The 16,268-nt window shown below is 47.5% G+C and carries 17 protein-coding genes; 5 read left to right on the forward strand and 12 right to left on the reverse strand.

From position 1 onward, the window contains the following. Positions 1-29 precede the first annotated feature (29 nt). Together hppD and BLW29_RS01955 are read right to left on the reverse strand one after the other, a co-directional pair. The gene (hppD, locus tag BLW29_RS01950) at positions 30-1,142 is read right to left on the reverse strand and encodes a 4-hydroxyphenylpyruvate dioxygenase (protein WP_090975671.1); all 1,113 of its coding nucleotides are present in this window, start codon (positions 1,140-1,142) and stop codon (positions 30-32) included. 177 nt (positions 1,143-1,319) lie between these two features. After that, entirely contained in the window at positions 1,320-2,237 is a 918-nt protein-coding gene (locus tag BLW29_RS01955) for a tyrosine-type recombinase/integrase (RefSeq protein ID WP_090975672.1), read from the reverse strand. A gap of 224 nt (positions 2,238-2,461) precedes the next feature. Between BLW29_RS01955 and BLW29_RS01960 the strand changes: the two genes are divergently transcribed. Next, positions 2,462-2,842, forward strand: coding sequence for a hypothetical protein (locus BLW29_RS01960; protein WP_090975675.1), 381 nt, complete (start codon positions 2,462-2,464; stop codon positions 2,840-2,842). Between the two features lie 67 nt (positions 2,843-2,909). Here the strand turns inward: BLW29_RS01960 and BLW29_RS01965 are convergent, their stop codons facing one another. The 4 genes from BLW29_RS01965 to BLW29_RS01980 form a co-directional block, all read right to left on the reverse strand. Then, on the reverse strand, positions 2,910-3,662 hold the full coding sequence (locus tag BLW29_RS01965) for a DUF3169 family protein (protein WP_177186440.1): 753 nt from the start codon (positions 3,660-3,662) through the stop codon (positions 2,910-2,912). Next, positions 3,655-3,876: a helix-turn-helix transcriptional regulator gene (locus BLW29_RS01970; RefSeq protein WP_090975679.1), complete on the reverse strand. Its 222-nt coding sequence runs from the start codon at positions 3,874-3,876 to the stop codon at positions 3,655-3,657. Before BLW29_RS01970 ends, BLW29_RS01965 begins: the two co-directional genes overlap by 8 nt. 145 nt (positions 3,877-4,021) lie before the next feature. Next, positions 4,022-4,423: a VOC family protein gene (locus tag BLW29_RS01975; protein ID WP_256208258.1), complete on the reverse strand. Its 402-nt coding sequence runs from the start codon at positions 4,421-4,423 to the stop codon at positions 4,022-4,024. Positions 4,424-4,436: 13 nt separating this feature from the next. Then, positions 4,437-6,611 (reverse strand): beta-galactosidase, encoded by a 2,175-nt coding sequence (locus BLW29_RS01980; protein WP_090975681.1) that lies wholly within the window; start codon positions 6,609-6,611, stop codon positions 4,437-4,439. A 205-nt stretch (positions 6,612-6,816) separates the two neighbouring features. On the opposite strand from BLW29_RS01980, the gene BLW29_RS01985 reads away from it, so the two are divergent. Together BLW29_RS01985 and BLW29_RS01990 are read left to right on the forward strand one after the other, a co-directional pair. Then, a complete protein-coding gene (locus tag BLW29_RS01985; protein WP_090975682.1) occupies positions 6,817-7,239 on the forward strand; it encodes a hypothetical protein in 423 nt (140 codons plus the stop codon). Further along, positions 7,236-8,309 carry a phosphodiester glycosidase family protein gene (locus BLW29_RS01990; protein WP_090975684.1) on the forward strand — a complete coding sequence of 358 codons (1,074 nt, stop codon included), beginning with the start codon at positions 7,236-7,238 and terminating at the stop codon, positions 8,307-8,309. The genes BLW29_RS01985 and BLW29_RS01990 overlap by 4 nt, the downstream gene beginning before the upstream one ends. Before the next feature lie 63 nt (positions 8,310-8,372). Here BLW29_RS01990 and BLW29_RS01995 read toward each other — a convergent pair whose 3' ends face one another. The 4 genes from BLW29_RS01995 to BLW29_RS02010 form a co-directional block, all read right to left on the reverse strand. Further along, on the reverse strand, positions 8,373-8,942 hold the full coding sequence (locus tag BLW29_RS01995; RefSeq protein WP_090975686.1) for a histidine phosphatase family protein: 570 nt from the start codon (positions 8,940-8,942) through the stop codon (positions 8,373-8,375). A gap of 25 nt (positions 8,943-8,967) precedes the next feature. Continuing rightward, the gene (locus tag BLW29_RS02000; RefSeq protein ID WP_090975688.1) at positions 8,968-10,020 is read right to left on the reverse strand and encodes a class I SAM-dependent methyltransferase; all 1,053 of its coding nucleotides are present in this window, start codon (positions 10,018-10,020) and stop codon (positions 8,968-8,970) included. A 105-nt stretch (positions 10,021-10,125) separates the two neighbouring features. Then, positions 10,126-11,088: a D-2-hydroxyacid dehydrogenase family protein gene (locus BLW29_RS02005; RefSeq protein ID WP_090975690.1), complete on the reverse strand. Its 963-nt coding sequence runs from the start codon at positions 11,086-11,088 to the stop codon at positions 10,126-10,128. A gap of 12 nt (positions 11,089-11,100) precedes the next feature. After that, complete coding sequence (locus tag BLW29_RS02010; protein WP_090975692.1) at positions 11,101-11,472, reverse strand: iron chaperone; 372 nt, start codon at positions 11,470-11,472, stop codon at positions 11,101-11,103. 347 nt (positions 11,473-11,819) lie between these two features. On the opposite strand from BLW29_RS02010, the gene BLW29_RS02015 reads away from it, so the two are divergent. Together BLW29_RS02015 and BLW29_RS02020 are read left to right on the forward strand one after the other, a co-directional pair. Beyond that, positions 11,820-12,245, forward strand: a complete 426-nt coding sequence (locus BLW29_RS02015) for an NfeD family protein (RefSeq protein WP_090975694.1) — start codon at positions 11,820-11,822, stop codon at positions 12,243-12,245. A 7-nt stretch (positions 12,246-12,252) separates the two neighbouring features. Then, positions 12,253-13,188, forward strand: coding sequence for an SPFH domain-containing protein (locus BLW29_RS02020; protein WP_090975696.1), 936 nt, complete (start codon positions 12,253-12,255; stop codon positions 13,186-13,188). Between the two features lie 160 nt (positions 13,189-13,348). Here the strand turns inward: BLW29_RS02020 and BLW29_RS02025 are convergent, their stop codons facing one another. Beyond that, on the reverse strand, positions 13,349-13,828 hold the full coding sequence (locus BLW29_RS02025) for a GNAT family N-acetyltransferase (protein ID WP_090975699.1): 480 nt from the start codon (positions 13,826-13,828) through the stop codon (positions 13,349-13,351). A 13-nt stretch (positions 13,829-13,841) separates the two neighbouring features. Next, positions 13,842-16,205, reverse strand: coding sequence for a beta-galactosidase (locus BLW29_RS02030; RefSeq protein ID WP_090975701.1), 2,364 nt, complete (start codon positions 16,203-16,205; stop codon positions 13,842-13,844). Positions 16,206-16,268: the final 63 nt, after the last annotated feature.

The raw sequence follows: 16,268 nt of genomic DNA on the forward strand, positions 1-16,268 counted from the left end.
AACCAGCTCCTCATTGTTGTCGTAATTTCTTATAAATTTCCTCTTCTCGCTTGTTCCCTTTCAATCGATTCAAACAACGCTTTGAAGTTGCCTTCTCCGAATCCAACGGCCCCTTTGCGCTGAATGATTTCGATGAACAACGTAGGACGATCCACGATCGGTTTGGTGAAAATCTGCAGCAGATAGCCTTCATCGTCGCGGTCTACAAGGATGTTCAGCTCTTGAAGCTTCGCAATCTCCTCATCGATGGTGCCGACTCGTTCCGTTAACATTTCATAATAGCTGTCCGGTGTGCTCAGGAACTCGATCCCGTTATCCTTTAATGCCGTTACAGTTGCAATGATGTCATTCGACAGAATCGCGATATGCTGGACGCCTGCCCCATGGTAATAGTCGAGAAACTCTTGGATCTGTGATTTGCGTTTGCCTGTCGCAGGCTCATTAATGGGGAACTTGATCCGTCCGCCGCCAAACATCACCTTCGACATCAGCGCCGAATATTCGGTCGAGATATCCTTATCATCGAAATGAATCATTTGTTTGAAGCCCATAACCTTCTCGTAATACGATACCCATTCTTCCATCTGCTCCACATTGCCGACAACATGATCGATCCCGATTAACCCGGTCGTTTGATGCGGGATGTTCAGCTCACATGCCTCGTAATGGGGCAGAAACACACCTTTATAATTACTGCGATTAATTAACGTATGGATGGTATCCCCGTATGTCCCGATGGCGGCTGTCGTCACTGTTCCATGCGAATCTTTATATTCCCTCGGCTCCATAATGGGGATGCCGCCGCGTGCGACAGCGTCATGGTAAGCTTTCTCCACATCGTCGATTCGCATGGCAATGTCTTTGACGCCATCACCGTGCTTGATGACAAACTCTGCGATGGGATGGTCCGGCGATAACGCTCCACTGAGTACAAACCGCGCTTGATTCTGCTCCAGCAGATACGAGACTTTGCCGTGTTCCCCTGTCTCTAAGCCCGCGTAAGCCACCACCTTAAAGCCGAACCCTTTACTTAAATAATGTGCAGCTTGTTTGGCGTTTCCGACATAAATTTCAAGATAGTCAATTCCTCTGACCGGAAACAAATCCGATGGTTGATTGTTGATCCGTCGTTGTTTTCTCATGATGTGTCACCCTTTTTCTCACGGCGAATGCCGTTTCCTCTTGCCGTTATCTTATTCAGCACCTGCGGACGTTGTCGAAGCAGCTATGCTAATATTTATTCAGCTAAAGGATGAACTATCCTAATCAATATGAAAAAGAGCCGCCTCATGGCAGCTCTTGAATGAAAGGATATGAAATTAGATCAGTACCGGAATGTTGATGGTCGACATGGCTTGTTTCTTCTGATCGTCATTGACATGGGTATAAATCATCGTCGTTTCAATCGAGGAATGGCCGAGCAGTTCCTTCACGATCCGAATATCGACGCCGTTCCGAAGCAGCATCGTCGCGAAAGTATGTCGCAATTTATGACAAGACAGCTTCATGTCGGTCAGCCCCGGCTTGTCCGCTTTGAAGGCGGCAAAGGTCTGTTCCGCGATTTTCTGGATTTGCCGAATGGACAGTCTCTTCCCTTTCTGAGAGACGAAGAAGGCTTCTTCTTTCTCGCGATAAGGGGCAATTCGCTCCTGCTCCACTTTCGCCAGCATTGAGCTCAACATTTCGGGTACGGGAATCTCGTTCCATTTTCTCCCTTTACCGAATACTTCGATCGTTCCCTTCGCTTTCTTGAAATCTTTGAGATTCAACCGATGTACTTCTCCAACGCGCAAGCCGCAATAGCTCATCAGCAAGAAAATCGCCAGATTGCGATCCCGGTACCGACCGTCTACGAATGCCAGACTCTGAACAAGCTCCTCTTCTTCAAGGTAAACCGGTTTCTTGTTCTTCTCTGTCTTGGATTTCTTCACTTCCATGGCTGGATTCCTCGTTGCCATTTCAAAATCAATCAAGGACACATAAAAGGAGCGTATCGCCGAAAGCGTTCTGTTTCTCGTGCGATCTCCGGTGGAATCCTGTTTGGATACCAGATATCCGATCACATCCATCTTACCGGCTTTCTGGGCCGATAACCCATCCAGCGATTGGAGATAGGAGTATGCTTCTCTCTTATACTCTCTCTGAGTAGTCGTTGTGTATCCCGCTTGCTTCATCCATATATGAAAAGCACGCAGCTCTTCCTCGTAATTTTCCTCAATTTCGTAGTTTTGGGACATGGATTCACCTCTATGATGGGCTGACTTTGCTGTCTTTTGTCGATCTGAGACGAAAGTGCGCAAAATATGTGTTTTGCGCACTTATTATAACATGTTTTTGGCCGATTAGACATAAGTCCGCTGTCATAGAAATTTTACTTCCAAATATTGTAACATAATAATTTTGTTCTCATAACATACTGCATGTACTATGAAAATGATATCGTTGAAAGGAGTGCTTTTGGATGCCTTATACTACAGGATGGGTTACAAACACACGGGAATTCGGCACTGCTGCATCAACCATCGTGGTTAATATTAAGAACAATAATCAAACTACAGCAACTTCATTTATTGTAAAAGTTTACGCTTCGGTTGATTCGACTAGTTTTAATCACCTATATTCTCAATCTATTAATCTAGTACCTAAATCCAGTCGAGTTGCGACGTTTTTTATTGCTGGTAACGTTGCTTATGAAGTTCAATTTGATGAAATGATGCCTCCTTTAATTGGTGATACTGTATTAACGGTATACGGAATCGACGAGGTTGGGCAACTCGTTACGAACCAGCGCTTTACTCCCCCTGAATTCACGTTCATCAATGCATTTAGTACACCATTTTAAGCAATCGATTCTCCCTTTAATCACAAAGAATAAGCTGCCGACAATTTACGGCAGCTTGTTTTTTTATTTATTTGCCGAATCTGCTTGCTTCGCGAAAGTATACGGCTTTCTGGACAATAGAGATGATGGTGAGGACCATGATAGGCAGCGGTGAAAATTCGAAGAGGAACGAGTATAGAATGAAGAACAATATGCCGCTATAGATCATGACATTGACGGCCTTGAAGGAGCTGTAGGCCGACCTATAAACGGTGAATCGCTCAGCTTCGTCCAGTTTATCGAACAATTCGCGTTGTGTGTTCCTTGTACGCATCGAAATGGAGCGATCCGGAAACAGCTTGTTATAATGACGAACGATGATGGACTGCAATACAACCGCTCCTAAGATAAAAACAACCGCGCATAACAGATTCACAATCAGGAAGCCTTCTTGATCATTGGCTTGGGCTTCCCTGCTGGCAAAATAAGCCATACAAAGCGCGAACCACAAAGCAGCCGTCATATAATTGTAGGCACTAATTTTCATGAGCTTGCCAACCGCATGCTCGTCGGCAGTCGGTTCATCTTCAGACCCATTAGGCTCGTAACCCGATTTGGAAGTATACCGCAGAATTCCTATGATGCTCCATGTCGTCAGAAGGAAACAAGCAATGCCGATAACCCCAAAGATGATATCGTAATCGTAAACGATGCCGGGGTTAAACGTTAAATGGTCCGGACGCGGAACCGATTCGCTGGTAAGAAGAAACCCGCCAACCCCTCCTAAGGCCATCATGGATATTAAGTAGAGCGCAGTTATCTTTTTGGATTTATTATTCATGGTTCTCCTCATCCCCCTCTAAGAAAAATATGGACTCCACCGGCACTTGAAAGACTGCCGAAATCTTCAAGACCAATACGATTGAAGGCGCGTAATCCCCTCTTTCGATTAAGGCAATCGTTTGTCTGGATGCGCCGATTAATTGGGCGAGATCGCCTTGCGACAATCGATCGCGAGCCCTCAGCTCTCGGACGCGGTTACGTAATTCAACCACTACATCACCTCCACATGGGTATCATACATGATTATTGTCATTTTGTATATTATAATATACATTTTGACTATAAATGTTTACACATCTGTAACGAAAAAAGGCTGCCGGATTGTGAATCCGGGCAGCCTCGCTATTCCCATTGCTATTAAAGAACCTGCGCAATTTCCCACATATGCCCATCCGGATCGGCAAAACAAGCCGTTCGCCGACCCCAAGGGCGAGTTATCGGTCCATTCAATAATTGAACGCCACGTTCTTTCAACTCTTCGCATACCCGATCAACGTCTGGTACTTGGATCGTGAACTGAAACCGCGCGCCATCACCGCTGCGACCAACCGGCGCCGGCTCAACTAACTCATTGGCATTCGATTGATTTAACAGATTGATATAGGTATTCCCATAATCAAACACCGCGCAAGCGTCATCTTCAAATAGGATCGCAAGTTTAAACGTCTCCTTATAGAATGCCTTCGATCGATTCAAATCTTCCACAAACAATGTGATTTCTGTAATTTTGTTCGTCCAGTCCGTTGTCATGATTTGCATTCGACCCCATTTCCTATTCTTCAATTCCCGCACACATTGTAAAGACCTGAATATCTCCGGGGGCAAGTCGGACACGAAGACATGATTCCGCACCCCCGCTTGATTCCAATGTACCTTCCCCATCTGCAAACCAACACGCTGCTGCCGAATATGGCTTCGGCAACCGGATGCGGACTTCCCTGTCGGAATCACTCCAATTGCTGGCAAACACGAAACAACCGCTTGTCCCTTCCGCTTCCCACGAGAGCACATCACCGCGAACACCGTCTTCACCCTCTATCGTTACATAAGGCGTTAAACCGAATTTCGTTTGAAGCAATTCTCTGAAAAATGTTCTCGTTCCATTAAGCGGATTCCGCTCATAAGCAGCCGCCAGCAATGAGCCTATCCACACCGCTTTGCCGCGACCATAATCGGCACAAGTGATGGCTGCCATGCCATCCTCTGCAAACGCAGCTAATACGTCGACATCCGAACGGACAGTAATGTCCGTTTTATAGTAAGAACCTTCCAAAGTTACATCCGAAGTACCGGACGCTGTAAGCGAGGCAATCGGAATTGCAATTCGGGATTCCGCTATAACTTCATGATAGCTGTGGTCCAGATGCTCGACCGAGTGAATCCAAGTCTCACGGACACCGAATATTTCGTCGAACCCGTAACCGGGAACGATCGGGCTATGCGTCCCATCTTCTGCTTGAAGCGCTCCGAAGGAATTCTCAGCAAGAAGAATGCCGCCGTTTGCCACCCACTCGCGGATTATCTTACACAAGTCCCGGTTTAAATATAGAGGATACGGCATCCACAAGCATCGGAATCGAGCTAATGTTTCCTTGTTTAGCAGTCTGTCGTGGACAAATTCGACTTTGTAGTTAAGATCGTGGAGCAGATGATGCATGCCTTGCACGGAATCGTTATAGGTGTCCAAGTGCGCATAAGCGGCGAAATTAGCGATTTGGTTCTCTGAGCTGAATAGGATTGCAATACCGTCTGAGGGGCGAGTTGATTCAGTAAGTCTGTCGCCGTGAAGTTGAATAGTCGAGTTCAAAGCCGCCATTTCCTTCAACCAAGGCGTTTCACTACCATCCATATAGGTACTCCCCCAAGCAGGAGCCTCATGTCCCAGTGTTTCCGGACGATACTGCCAGAACAAATAGCCAAGTATGCCCCGAGAAAGCGGAATGAGAACATGACGTTTCAATTCGGTCCAATTGAGCTTCCGAGGCTTCAGCGCGGTAGTACCGGGGAGAGCATGAATCTCGGAGTTGATAACGGGCTTTCCTCCTGCAGCGGACAATAACAGATCTGCGGACCAAGCCGAGGAACCAAGACTATTGCCGAACAGATCGCACGGCTCGGCAAGCATGAAATCGTCCGAACCAGCCGTAATCAAGTTAAAGATTGGCGAAGGCACAGTATGGACCATGACAGGATGCTCCGTATCCAGTGCCTTGACAACTTGGATTCTTCGCTTTAAGTCCTCGGTAAGCGCATCCGACATGAACAACCGCCAGTCCACCATATCGTTATAAATCGCTTGTCCTCTCGGCGGTTCGACTTCGGACCAATCGCCATACCTGCGCTGCCATTTCAGATTTAGAGCGTCTATGGATTCGTATTTCTTGTGTAACCAGACAGCGAATGCTTGCAGCGAATGATCGCAATAGCAAACCTGGTTCTCGAACGCAAGCTTTCGCTTAATGCCAGTCGTGAGCTCCGGCTCATTCCATAGATCCCATACCCAGAGTGCCGAATGGCCGCCCAACTTCTTGACGGCTTCCATAAGAAAACGATCCTTCTCTCGTTGTGCCGGCTCGTGATGATAGCATGGACCCGGAGCACCACCGATTTGCCGGTAGCTAAGCGCCTGCGGTTTAAGCACGGTACCGTCAGCCGTTTCCATCAAGGAATTGGGATATTTCTTGTAAAACCAAACCGGTGCGACATCGAAAATGACGTTAAGCACGACTTTCAATCGATGGCTTTCCGCTAAATCCATCAAATCCGCGATATCGTCGAAAATAAAGGTGTTCTCGGAAGGATGGCAATCCCTCCATTGCACCCAAAGCTTGATGCAATTAAAGCCATTCAACGAAATCCTTTCCAGATCCATCGCCCACTGATCGCGGTACGGGGTAGGTGAGCGGTAGTATTGAAAACCGAAAGGGATAAACGATTTTTCTTTCATTCTGAAGCCTCTCCTCTACTATTTCCTTCCTACTCACTCTATCTCTGACTTTATATTGTGAATATTCGATAGGTCGGGTTAAACCCCTTCAAGCAGAAGACAAAAAGGGTTCAAGTTATTCTCTAGCACCAGCGTTTCTTTTTCCCCTACTACTTTTGTGGTAGAATAGAGGTTCTGAATGATAGTAAGAGGAGCGATTCATAGCATGGAAACGAACGTCCCGACGTCGGCAAGCCGTTCTGTCGAGAGAACTTCCCGTAAATCAAAGCCTTCTGTTCCGATGTTTCTTGCAGCCTGGGCGCTGCTGATCAGCTGCGGCGTTATAGGTACAGTTTGGTATACTGGCCAAGTAAAAGACAAATTGACCCAAGACATTAGCGCTCAAACGGCGCAGCAAATTACGCTGATGCAGCAGAATTACGATGCGCAGCTGAAGCAGATGCAAACTGACTTCTCAGGCGAGCTGAACAAGGTGCAGGGCAAAGTCGATGCACTTAACGAACTCTTGGAATTCACGAAAGATAATACGAATTCAAAAACCGACAACAGCAACAAACTATTCACGCAGTTGAATGAGGTTAAGAAAAAACTGGCCGAGCTGCAGAAAAGTTTGGATGTGCTGAAATGACGTTGAACGTTAAGCAAATCAATAGGTTCTTTCTCATGGCATGTGCCCCATTCATCGGACTGCTCATATGGCTGATGGCCTCGGATCTGTCGATTACACTTCCGGACAGCACATATCCGAAGCCTGCCTTAACACATACAACAGTGCCGGCGGATACCGCGAAGCTGACTGCCGGGCTAGACGAAGCGAAAAAAACGGCACTTGTCACAGCGAAGTCACTCAAGAAATCGATCCAACTCTATACGACTACGGGCAAAAACATGAACGCCATCGTCTCGCTGGCCGTTTCTCAAGCAAATCGGCCCTATCGCATTTATGACCGGCGCATTACGCGGAAGATTGGCGCACCAACGCAGCAGATCGACTCGGACAATGTCCGCGCGCAGCTGTTTGTGATTCATGCGCAGCACTTTAACGGATATGCGCTGAAGGTCAAGCTGAAATCGCCTAAAGCGATGAAAATGGTGCTGGGTCAAGACAAGAATGGCGGAGCTGAAACGACTCTCGCAGCCGTCAATCGTTACCGTGCCATTGCCGGCGTGAATGCCGGCGGCTTCGCAGATGACGGCAGCAAACGTTATCCGCTCGGTACCACCGTGATGAACGGTAAGTATTTGAACGGCTTTTCCCCTACTTACAAGGATTTGTTCTTCGTTGGGCTAAACGATAAATTAGAGCTCATCGGAGGCAAATATACGAGCAAATCGCGTCTGGACAGCGAAAATCCGAAGTTTGGTGCATCGTTTGTACCTGTGCTCCTACATAATGGCAACGCACAGCCGATACCTGACAAATGGCGAACCAGCCCATTGCGTGCACCGCGAACAATTGTCGCCAATTATAAAGATAATCAGCTTCTCTTCCTCGTTATCGATGGACGCAACGAGAATGGCAGTTCAGGCGCGACGCTTGAAGAGGCGCAAATGCTCCTTCAACGGTTCGGCGCGATCGATGGCTATAACTTAGACGGCGGAGGTTCATCATCTCTCGTTTTCAATGGCCGCATCGTGAATCACCCGTCAGACGGGCAACTTCGACCGGTACCGACTCATTTTCTCTTTTTCAAATAAGACAAATAAACAGGCTGCCACTCAGGCAGCCTGTTTGATTAACGCATATAGGTTACGCCTTCTCTATTGCCACATTCTCTGTACGCCCAGCAGGACTCCCTCATTAAACTCCATCCTATATATATCAGGTTTTGAAGTCTCTAATAGAAATTGATAATCGTATTTACGGTCAAAATACCGCATCATTAGCGTCATCACCATGCCATGCGTGCCGATAACGACTTTCTGCCCTTTGTGCCTCTCCATAATCCCCGTCAATTCGCCAACAGACCGATCTGTACACGCACGGCATGATTCTCCGCCAGGTAATGATAGATCAGGGTCTTGGAACATGTTCGATATGAACGAATAAAGATCTTTTTCCGTCAAGCTCCCATCGTCTTGTGGAAACGCCATCTCTCGCAAATCTTCAACTATGATAATCTCTTTATCGTAGCAAGCAGCCGCTTCCTCGATTGTCAATATTGCTCTCCGATAAGGACTGGAAATGAATGTATCGATACCCTCATCCTTGAGCATTTCAGTTATTTTGCGCGAATCAATCCAACCTTTGTCCGTTAGCCCTCGTGTTCGCTCATTGGGGTCCGTTCTCGGTGATTCCGCATGCCTTACCATGTAAATATAAGTTCTCATAGGACCTCCTGCAGCGCTTTCCTCATCAACGATTCACATGTGGTCGGTGCAAATACGCATTCATATCAAAATAGCTGCTTTGACTATAGCGCTTATAGAACGCTTCATCCATTGCGAGTGTATCTTCGAATCGTACAAGAACAGGTGCTTCATTCTCGGATAGATGAGCGTTGTGCGCAAATTCCTCGCGTCGATCTAATTGAAAAGCCTGAGTGAACTCAGCTGCTGATTCGAGTTTCTTCCCTTGGTTCCACAGAATAATGCCCAGCGTATTACGGGCAAGTGCCCAATCTGGCTTAAGTCGCACGGCTTCTCTGGCATCCGCTTCTCGGTGATCCAGATAATGACCACCTTGCTGGAGTGCGCATAGTGCAACATCCAGATGCGACTGGGAGGCATGGTCCGGGTTGCTGTAATCAAATCCCTTCGGATCATCAAACACCTCGTACGAGATAGCACCTTCCCAATAGTATTGTACATTGCTGAGGTTTTTGAGTTCCCAATGCGTAAGTACTTGAAGCTCTGGCGAGGAGGGAACGGTACTTAATGAGAGATGACCGAACGGGTGACGAATAAACTGCCGCCGCTCGAAGATAATCGTATCCCCCTGCAGGGATACAAACCAATTATGAGATGGATTAGGACCAAGCAACAACTCGAATATCTTCTGCGGGGTTTCAATAAACCCTCGCTTGGCGACTCGCATCATTTCCTCGCATGCGTCTTTGGGAGAGTTGGTATGTTCGAACACTTGGCGGGAAAGCGCAAAATCGAAGCTCTTATCGTGAAATGGCATTTTCTCCGCGAAACATTCCACATAATTATACCGAGTATCAACACCCGTCCCGGAACGATGGGAGTTATGGGTCAGAAAAGGCTCTGTCACTGTATTCGAGCGATTGAACGGATTAGATCCGCCGCCTATGTCGAGGACTAACTCTCCGGGTTGTATCTCAAGTAGCTGCGCCAGGAGTTCATCATTTAACACGGGAAACACGTTGCCAAAAGAATTCTTCAAGGGGATGTTACGTGTGTATGTGCCCATGTTCAAGTTCAGCAGCAGCTTATTGAAATCCAAGTGAAGAACCCCTCCTTGACACGGAATAAGGATATGATGTTCCTCCTATAGTATGGATTCCCTAAACATTGTGCATCGTGGCAATCAACCAATTTCATGCAGCAACTACTTGGTCATGATTCGAATTGGCTCTCCGGATAGATAGGTTTCTATATCTTGAACGATGTCTCTATAAAATGCTTCATAACCGGCTTCCGAAACATAGCCGATATGCGGCGTTGTCAGCAAATTCGGAAGCGATCGATAGGGATCTTCCTTCGGCAGCGGTTCCACCTCGAATACGTCAACCGCAGCGCCGGCAATCCAGCCGCTCTGTAAAGCTTCCGCAAGTGCGGCTTGATCAACGATCGGAGCTCGGGAGGTATTGATCAGAAATGCAGTAGGACGCATACGCTTCAGGTCCGCAGCACCAATCAACCCTCTAGTGCGGTCACTCAATACGAGATGGATCGACAAGAAATCACTGTTCTCCAGAAGCTCCTCCTTCGTAGCAGCTAATCTTACCCCCGCCTCGTCCGCTCGCTGCTGCGTCAAATTCTGGCTCCACGCTATAACATTCATGCCGAACGCTTGTCCGAATTTTGCGATCTGGCTGCCCAGTTTACCAAGTCCAAGAACACCAAGGGTCTTGCCGTACAAATCTACGCCGATGGTGCTTTGCCACTGGCCGCTTCGGATTGCGTTGTGCTCCTGCACGATATGTCGGGCAAGGCCGAGCATTAACGCCCAAGTGAGCTCGGCGGTTGCATTGCCGGCGCCTCCTGTACCACAAACGATAATGCCTTTGGATGCGGCAGCTTCAAGATCAATCGACGCATTGCGCATACCTGTCGTAATAAGCAGCTTCAAGCTGGGAAGCTTGTCAAGAAGAGACGCGCGGAACGGCGTTCTCTCACGCATGATGACGACGATCTCACAATCGGCGATTAACTCGATCAGCTCATCTTGTTGATCGATGTGACGATTGATGCTCTTAACCTCCACCCGATCCAGAACCGGTGACCAGTCGGCAGCAGTCAAAGCCACTTGCTGGTAGTCATCTAGTATTGCACAGCGAAGCTTCTTCATCGTCGTGTCTCCTTATACTCGCCAGAATGTCGAACAGTCTGCTTTATCGATAATATTAAACATGATCATTTGCTCAAGCAGGGCGTAATCTACCTCTTGATCCCACTGAATACGGAATAACAGCTTCGTTTGATCGTACCCTGCCTGTTTAATCTGAGCCGCGAAATGATTCATCCCTGCCTTCTCAGGAGCAACAGCCAAATGTTGTTTGGATATACTGAAACCAATAATAAAGGTTCCGTGATCGGTATACATCGGCTGTTTCCACGCGAACTTAGGCTCTAGATCTGAAAATTTCTCAGCTACCCACTGCAACACTTCTTCCGTGCGAGCACGATGCTGCGGGTTATCAATCCCATTCAAATAGTCTGCAAATACTTCCATGTTGTTCCCTCCTAGAGTAATTGAAAGTCAAAAAGAATCGCTGCCACAAGCTATCAGGTTCCATAAAAGAAAGACTGTACCTACTCGTAAGACTATTTTCAAAATTTAATCGGTACCTCCTATTTCATTCCATATCCTCTCATTATTCACGGAAACTACGCTGTGAAACACGGTTCCTCCAAATTTCATTCATCGTATCTCACACCACACTCTTTGTTTCACTCTATTAGTATAGGGGATTAGACTTACTTTTGTAGGATTTTATTGGCATATAACACCTTCAAATGTTCTGAACAAGAAGTAGAAACATAGGTATAGAAATGGACGCTTCGTGAAGGAGGAGATTCATGTTCGCCTTAGCTTGGCTGATTCTGACTGCCGTGCTCGTATTGATCGAGCTGCACACGGGAACGTTCTATTTTCTACTCCTTGCTGCCGCATCTATCCTCACTATGATTACCGCACTTGCCGGACTCCCGATTCTCGTTCAATGCTTCACTTTTGTCGTAGCGATTGCTCTTATGTATGTCTTCCTGCTGCCGCTCCTTCGTAAAGTAATCCCCTCTTCATCGAAATCAACGATACCTCCACTCTCCGACTATTTGGTAGGACAAGAAGCGTTTGTCGTTCAGACCATTTCACCGGATGAGGCCGGGTTGGTCAAAGTGCATGGTGAAATTTGGTCCGCTGTTGGGAACGAAAGAATCGAAGAAGGAAGTAAAGTCATCATCGCTCAGGTTAGTGTTACTAAACTATTCGTTACAAAGGAGTAGATGCAGTTTGGTTGGCATACTCGTATTTATCGTTGTTTTGGCCGTAGTTGTTGCTATTGTAATCAAAGGGATTCGCATTATTCCCCAGCAAACCGTAGCTATTGTGGAGAGGCTTGGCAAATACAACAAAACGCTTCATGCCGGAGTGAATTTGATCATACCGGTCATTGATAAAATTCGGGGGCGTCACGATCTTCGCATTCATCAGGAAACGGTACCTTCTCAATCCGTCATTACGAAGGATAATGTCGCGATCGGTATCGAGCTTGCGACGTTCTTCAGCGTAGTGGATCCCAAGCTCGCAACTTACGGTATTGCGAACTATGTTGGAGGCATACATAATATTGTGGCTTCTGCTCTTCGTGCGACGATTGGCAAGATGGAATTGGACGAAATTCTCTCCAACCGCGACCGCATCCAAACGGATCTGCGACTGGTACTCGACCAGGCATCGGAGAACTGGGGTGTTCGCATCGACCGCGTCGAAGTGCTGCAATTAGCCATTCCTTCCGACATTCAGAATTCGATGGAGAAACAAATGCGAGCCGAACGTGAGAAACGCGCCATTATTCTACAGGCTGAAGGCGAGAAACAATCGACCGTACTGCGTGCAGAGGCGCAGCAATCAGCTGTCGTCCTAGCTGCGGAAGCGGAGAAGCGGCGACAAATCTTGGATGCAGAAGCGAAGCAAAAGGCTCAGGAGCTCGAAGCGATCGGTAAAGCAGAGGCGATTAAACATGTGGCTAATGCGGAGCGTGCGAGAATCGAAGCCATTAAAGCAGCAGGCTTGGATGCGCAAATCCTTGCTTATAAATCCTTTGAAGCACTCGGTCAAATGGCTGATGGCCGAGCAACAACCATCTTTATCCCAACCGATGCCGTGAATGCGCTGGGTTCCGCTGGGATGATCGGTAAAATATTCGATATTACGAACCCCAAATAAGGATGTACACGCGCTTCCATTCTGTAATATTAAAGGCTGCCATCGGCAGCCTTTTTCTATTGTCACTTACTAGTCAATCCATGCCTCGTATTTATGGTCTAATAAGCCCCATACGGTTCGTTAGAAGTTTCAGAGTGAATGCTACACGACGCCACAGGCTTTAGAGAGCCACTTTCATCGTCCAAGAAGTTCCGCACATCCCGCAATACTCAAATCCTAGTTTCTCATACAACCGTACCGCTGCTTGATTGTCTGGGTCGACACTGAGCGATAGAGCTTTGTAACCGTCGGCTCTGGCTTGCTGCATGATTTCATTCATGAGTACCAGACCTACTCCTTGTCCCCTGGCATCAGGCAGTATGGCAACTCCTAACTCCGGTGTATCCGGATCAACGAATCCATATCCTTTGTCAGATTCATCGAATAAGCGATACCAAACGGCCCCCACTGCTTGGGTTTCATTCCACGCGATTAATGCGCGATCTCCACTTCTGCCCCATCCCTCACTATATTTCTTAATTGCAGGTGCATTCAGAAGCTCGTCCTTGGGCGGTTTGCCTTCTTGAATATGAATCGACTCGTAATGCATATCCATCAGAAAATCAAAATCACCTTGTTCCATCGACCTAACTATAATCATCTGATCCCTCTTCTCATCCTACGGTTAATACGATCTCGTACACAGGCACAACGGTTATGGAGGCTATCGCAGCAATCTGTTCCTTCGCCGTTTCATTCCAACCTGCCATCGTCGTATTGCTGTTCAAGACGGTTCCTTTGCGGATCGGCGAAACGTAAATGTACATGCCCTTCTCGATGAGTCGCTCTTCGAACCGCTTAAGTCCGATCTCCCACGTCGTGTTGTTGCAGAAATTGTCATGTACTAATTCGCCGTCGATGAATGCATACCCGATATCGCCGCTGTAATCGATGCGAAGCAGCGCTTCTTTGATGCCATCGAATGCGCCTGATTGAATCGACAATATGGCACGATCGTCCTTCACTCTCGAACATTCAAATGCGATCTCGCGCTTAGGCGCTTGCAACCGATATAAATTGAAAATACCATCATCCTCTGTGCCGATTAAATCCCCGCCAGATACTAGACTAATCTCGCTATCAAAATCAGGGAATACGCGCAACAACACGGCTTCCTCGCCAGTCGATTCAAGTTTAACCTCAAGACCGGACACGAGCAAATTAGCATCGGTGAACAAGATCCGCTCCCGTCCGCCAACTTCCGCTTTCCAGAAGGTAAGACTTTGTTCATCGGTCATCGAATAGATGACGATCTTCTTGCCACCTACGGATTCAAGTCGAATCATACCTCCCGTACTTGGCTCCGTCAATCGTGCATATGTCCAGGCTCCACTCGTCTCAACCTCTCCTCGATCCACCTCGATAGCCGCGACGTCCGCTGATAACACGGCGTACTCTCCATTCATCCCACCGGGAATCGTGAAGAAATAGTACAGCACATCTTCAACCTCAAGCTTGGTCACGAGCTGTGCTGTTGCATATTTCAGCATAATCCCGCCAAGGTCAAAGTTGAATGGCAGCATCGTGCTGCATTCACTGCCAATCGTCATTCCGCCATGACTCGGAATTGTAAGGGTCTCTTCGGGCATTTCAATGCTTACCGAAACGTCCTTCAGATCATGATTATCGACATGGTCTTGGAAATTGTTCAAGAATAAGAATCCTGATCCGTCCTTGGATCGGACCGCATATCGCAGCGTATCTACATCATAGGGGTCCATCTCAGACGTATCTCCCGGCAAGATGGTTTTCGTTAAGGCGAACGACTTCTGGAATGTTGTGAAGAAATAATGCAGTAACTTCGTCCGCTTGTACGACTCCCTCACTTGACCAAACTCACCGATCGGCGCGTAAAAATCATAGGACATTTTCGGAGTAGCCAGATCGTTAGTGTACGGATTGATGGTCCCCTTAGGGTTCGTCCCGCCATGATACATGTAATAGCCCAGCAGGTTGCAGCCCTCTGCCGCTTTCATGATCGTCATCGCAGGGACGCTCTTGTAGGGCAGCTTGAACCGATATTTATAGAATTGCACCATACCGCCGCCCATCTCGCAGCACGCATAGGGATAGTCCTCCGGTGTATAGAAGGGTTCGAAGTTATAGCTCTTCGGAATGCTGTTATTATGTTTATCTCGGAAAATATATTCTGGCGTCGCCGGATGCTCCTTCACCCCTGCGAATCGTTCTTCCTCATAGTAAATCCACGGCCAATAGGCATATCCGCCCCATAACGGAAGCATGTCCGGAACAGGCGTCGATGCGCCTCCCCAGCCAGTACACGTATAAATCGGCGTATCGATCCCAGCCTCAAGCGCGATATCCTTCAGCGTAAGCAGATGTGCATTGCCGTCACTCCCACCGTTCAACCAGACATTATTGATACCGGATGTCATGGCCCAATGCGCGGAAGAATGATTATGCTCGTTCTCGATCTGAGTTCCAATAACCGGCCCTCCGTCTTTATACAACAATCCATGCACTTGTAATCCGATTTGATGGTACAAACGCCGCGCATAGAACAAATAACCCTCATCATTGGAACGAACATCGAACGGACGCCCGAACAGCCAATCCGGGAGTCCGCCATTTCGCACTTCACCATGATTGAACGGTCCGATACGAACAATGACGTACAAACCATGGCTGCCGCACAGCTCAATAAATTGGCGGAGGTTCTTGCTTCCGCTCCATTCGAACGCCCCTTCGACTTCCTCGTGCATATTCCAGAAAATATAAGTAGCAATGATGTTTACGCCGCCCATTTTCACCTTGATTATCTCATCTTCCCAGTAACGTTCGTCATAACGAGCGTAGTGAAATTCGCCGCAGATCCCGATGATAGGCTCACCGTTCTTCTCCATATAATAATTTGTAAATCCGATATGCTCGCCATCCGGATTGGAGCCGCCGAGGTTAATATGACCTGCATAGATTTTTTTACGATCGTCTTGAACTGAAATTCGATAGTTTCTCATGGGGGAACTCATCGCCTCCTGTAATGGAAAAAGGTTGGTACAGGAATTCCATTCCCTGGACCA

This window comes from Paenibacillus sp. CF384 (assembly GCF_900106745.1).
In the GTDB taxonomy this organism is placed as follows: domain Bacteria; phylum Bacillota; class Bacilli; order Paenibacillales; family Paenibacillaceae; genus Paenibacillus_Z.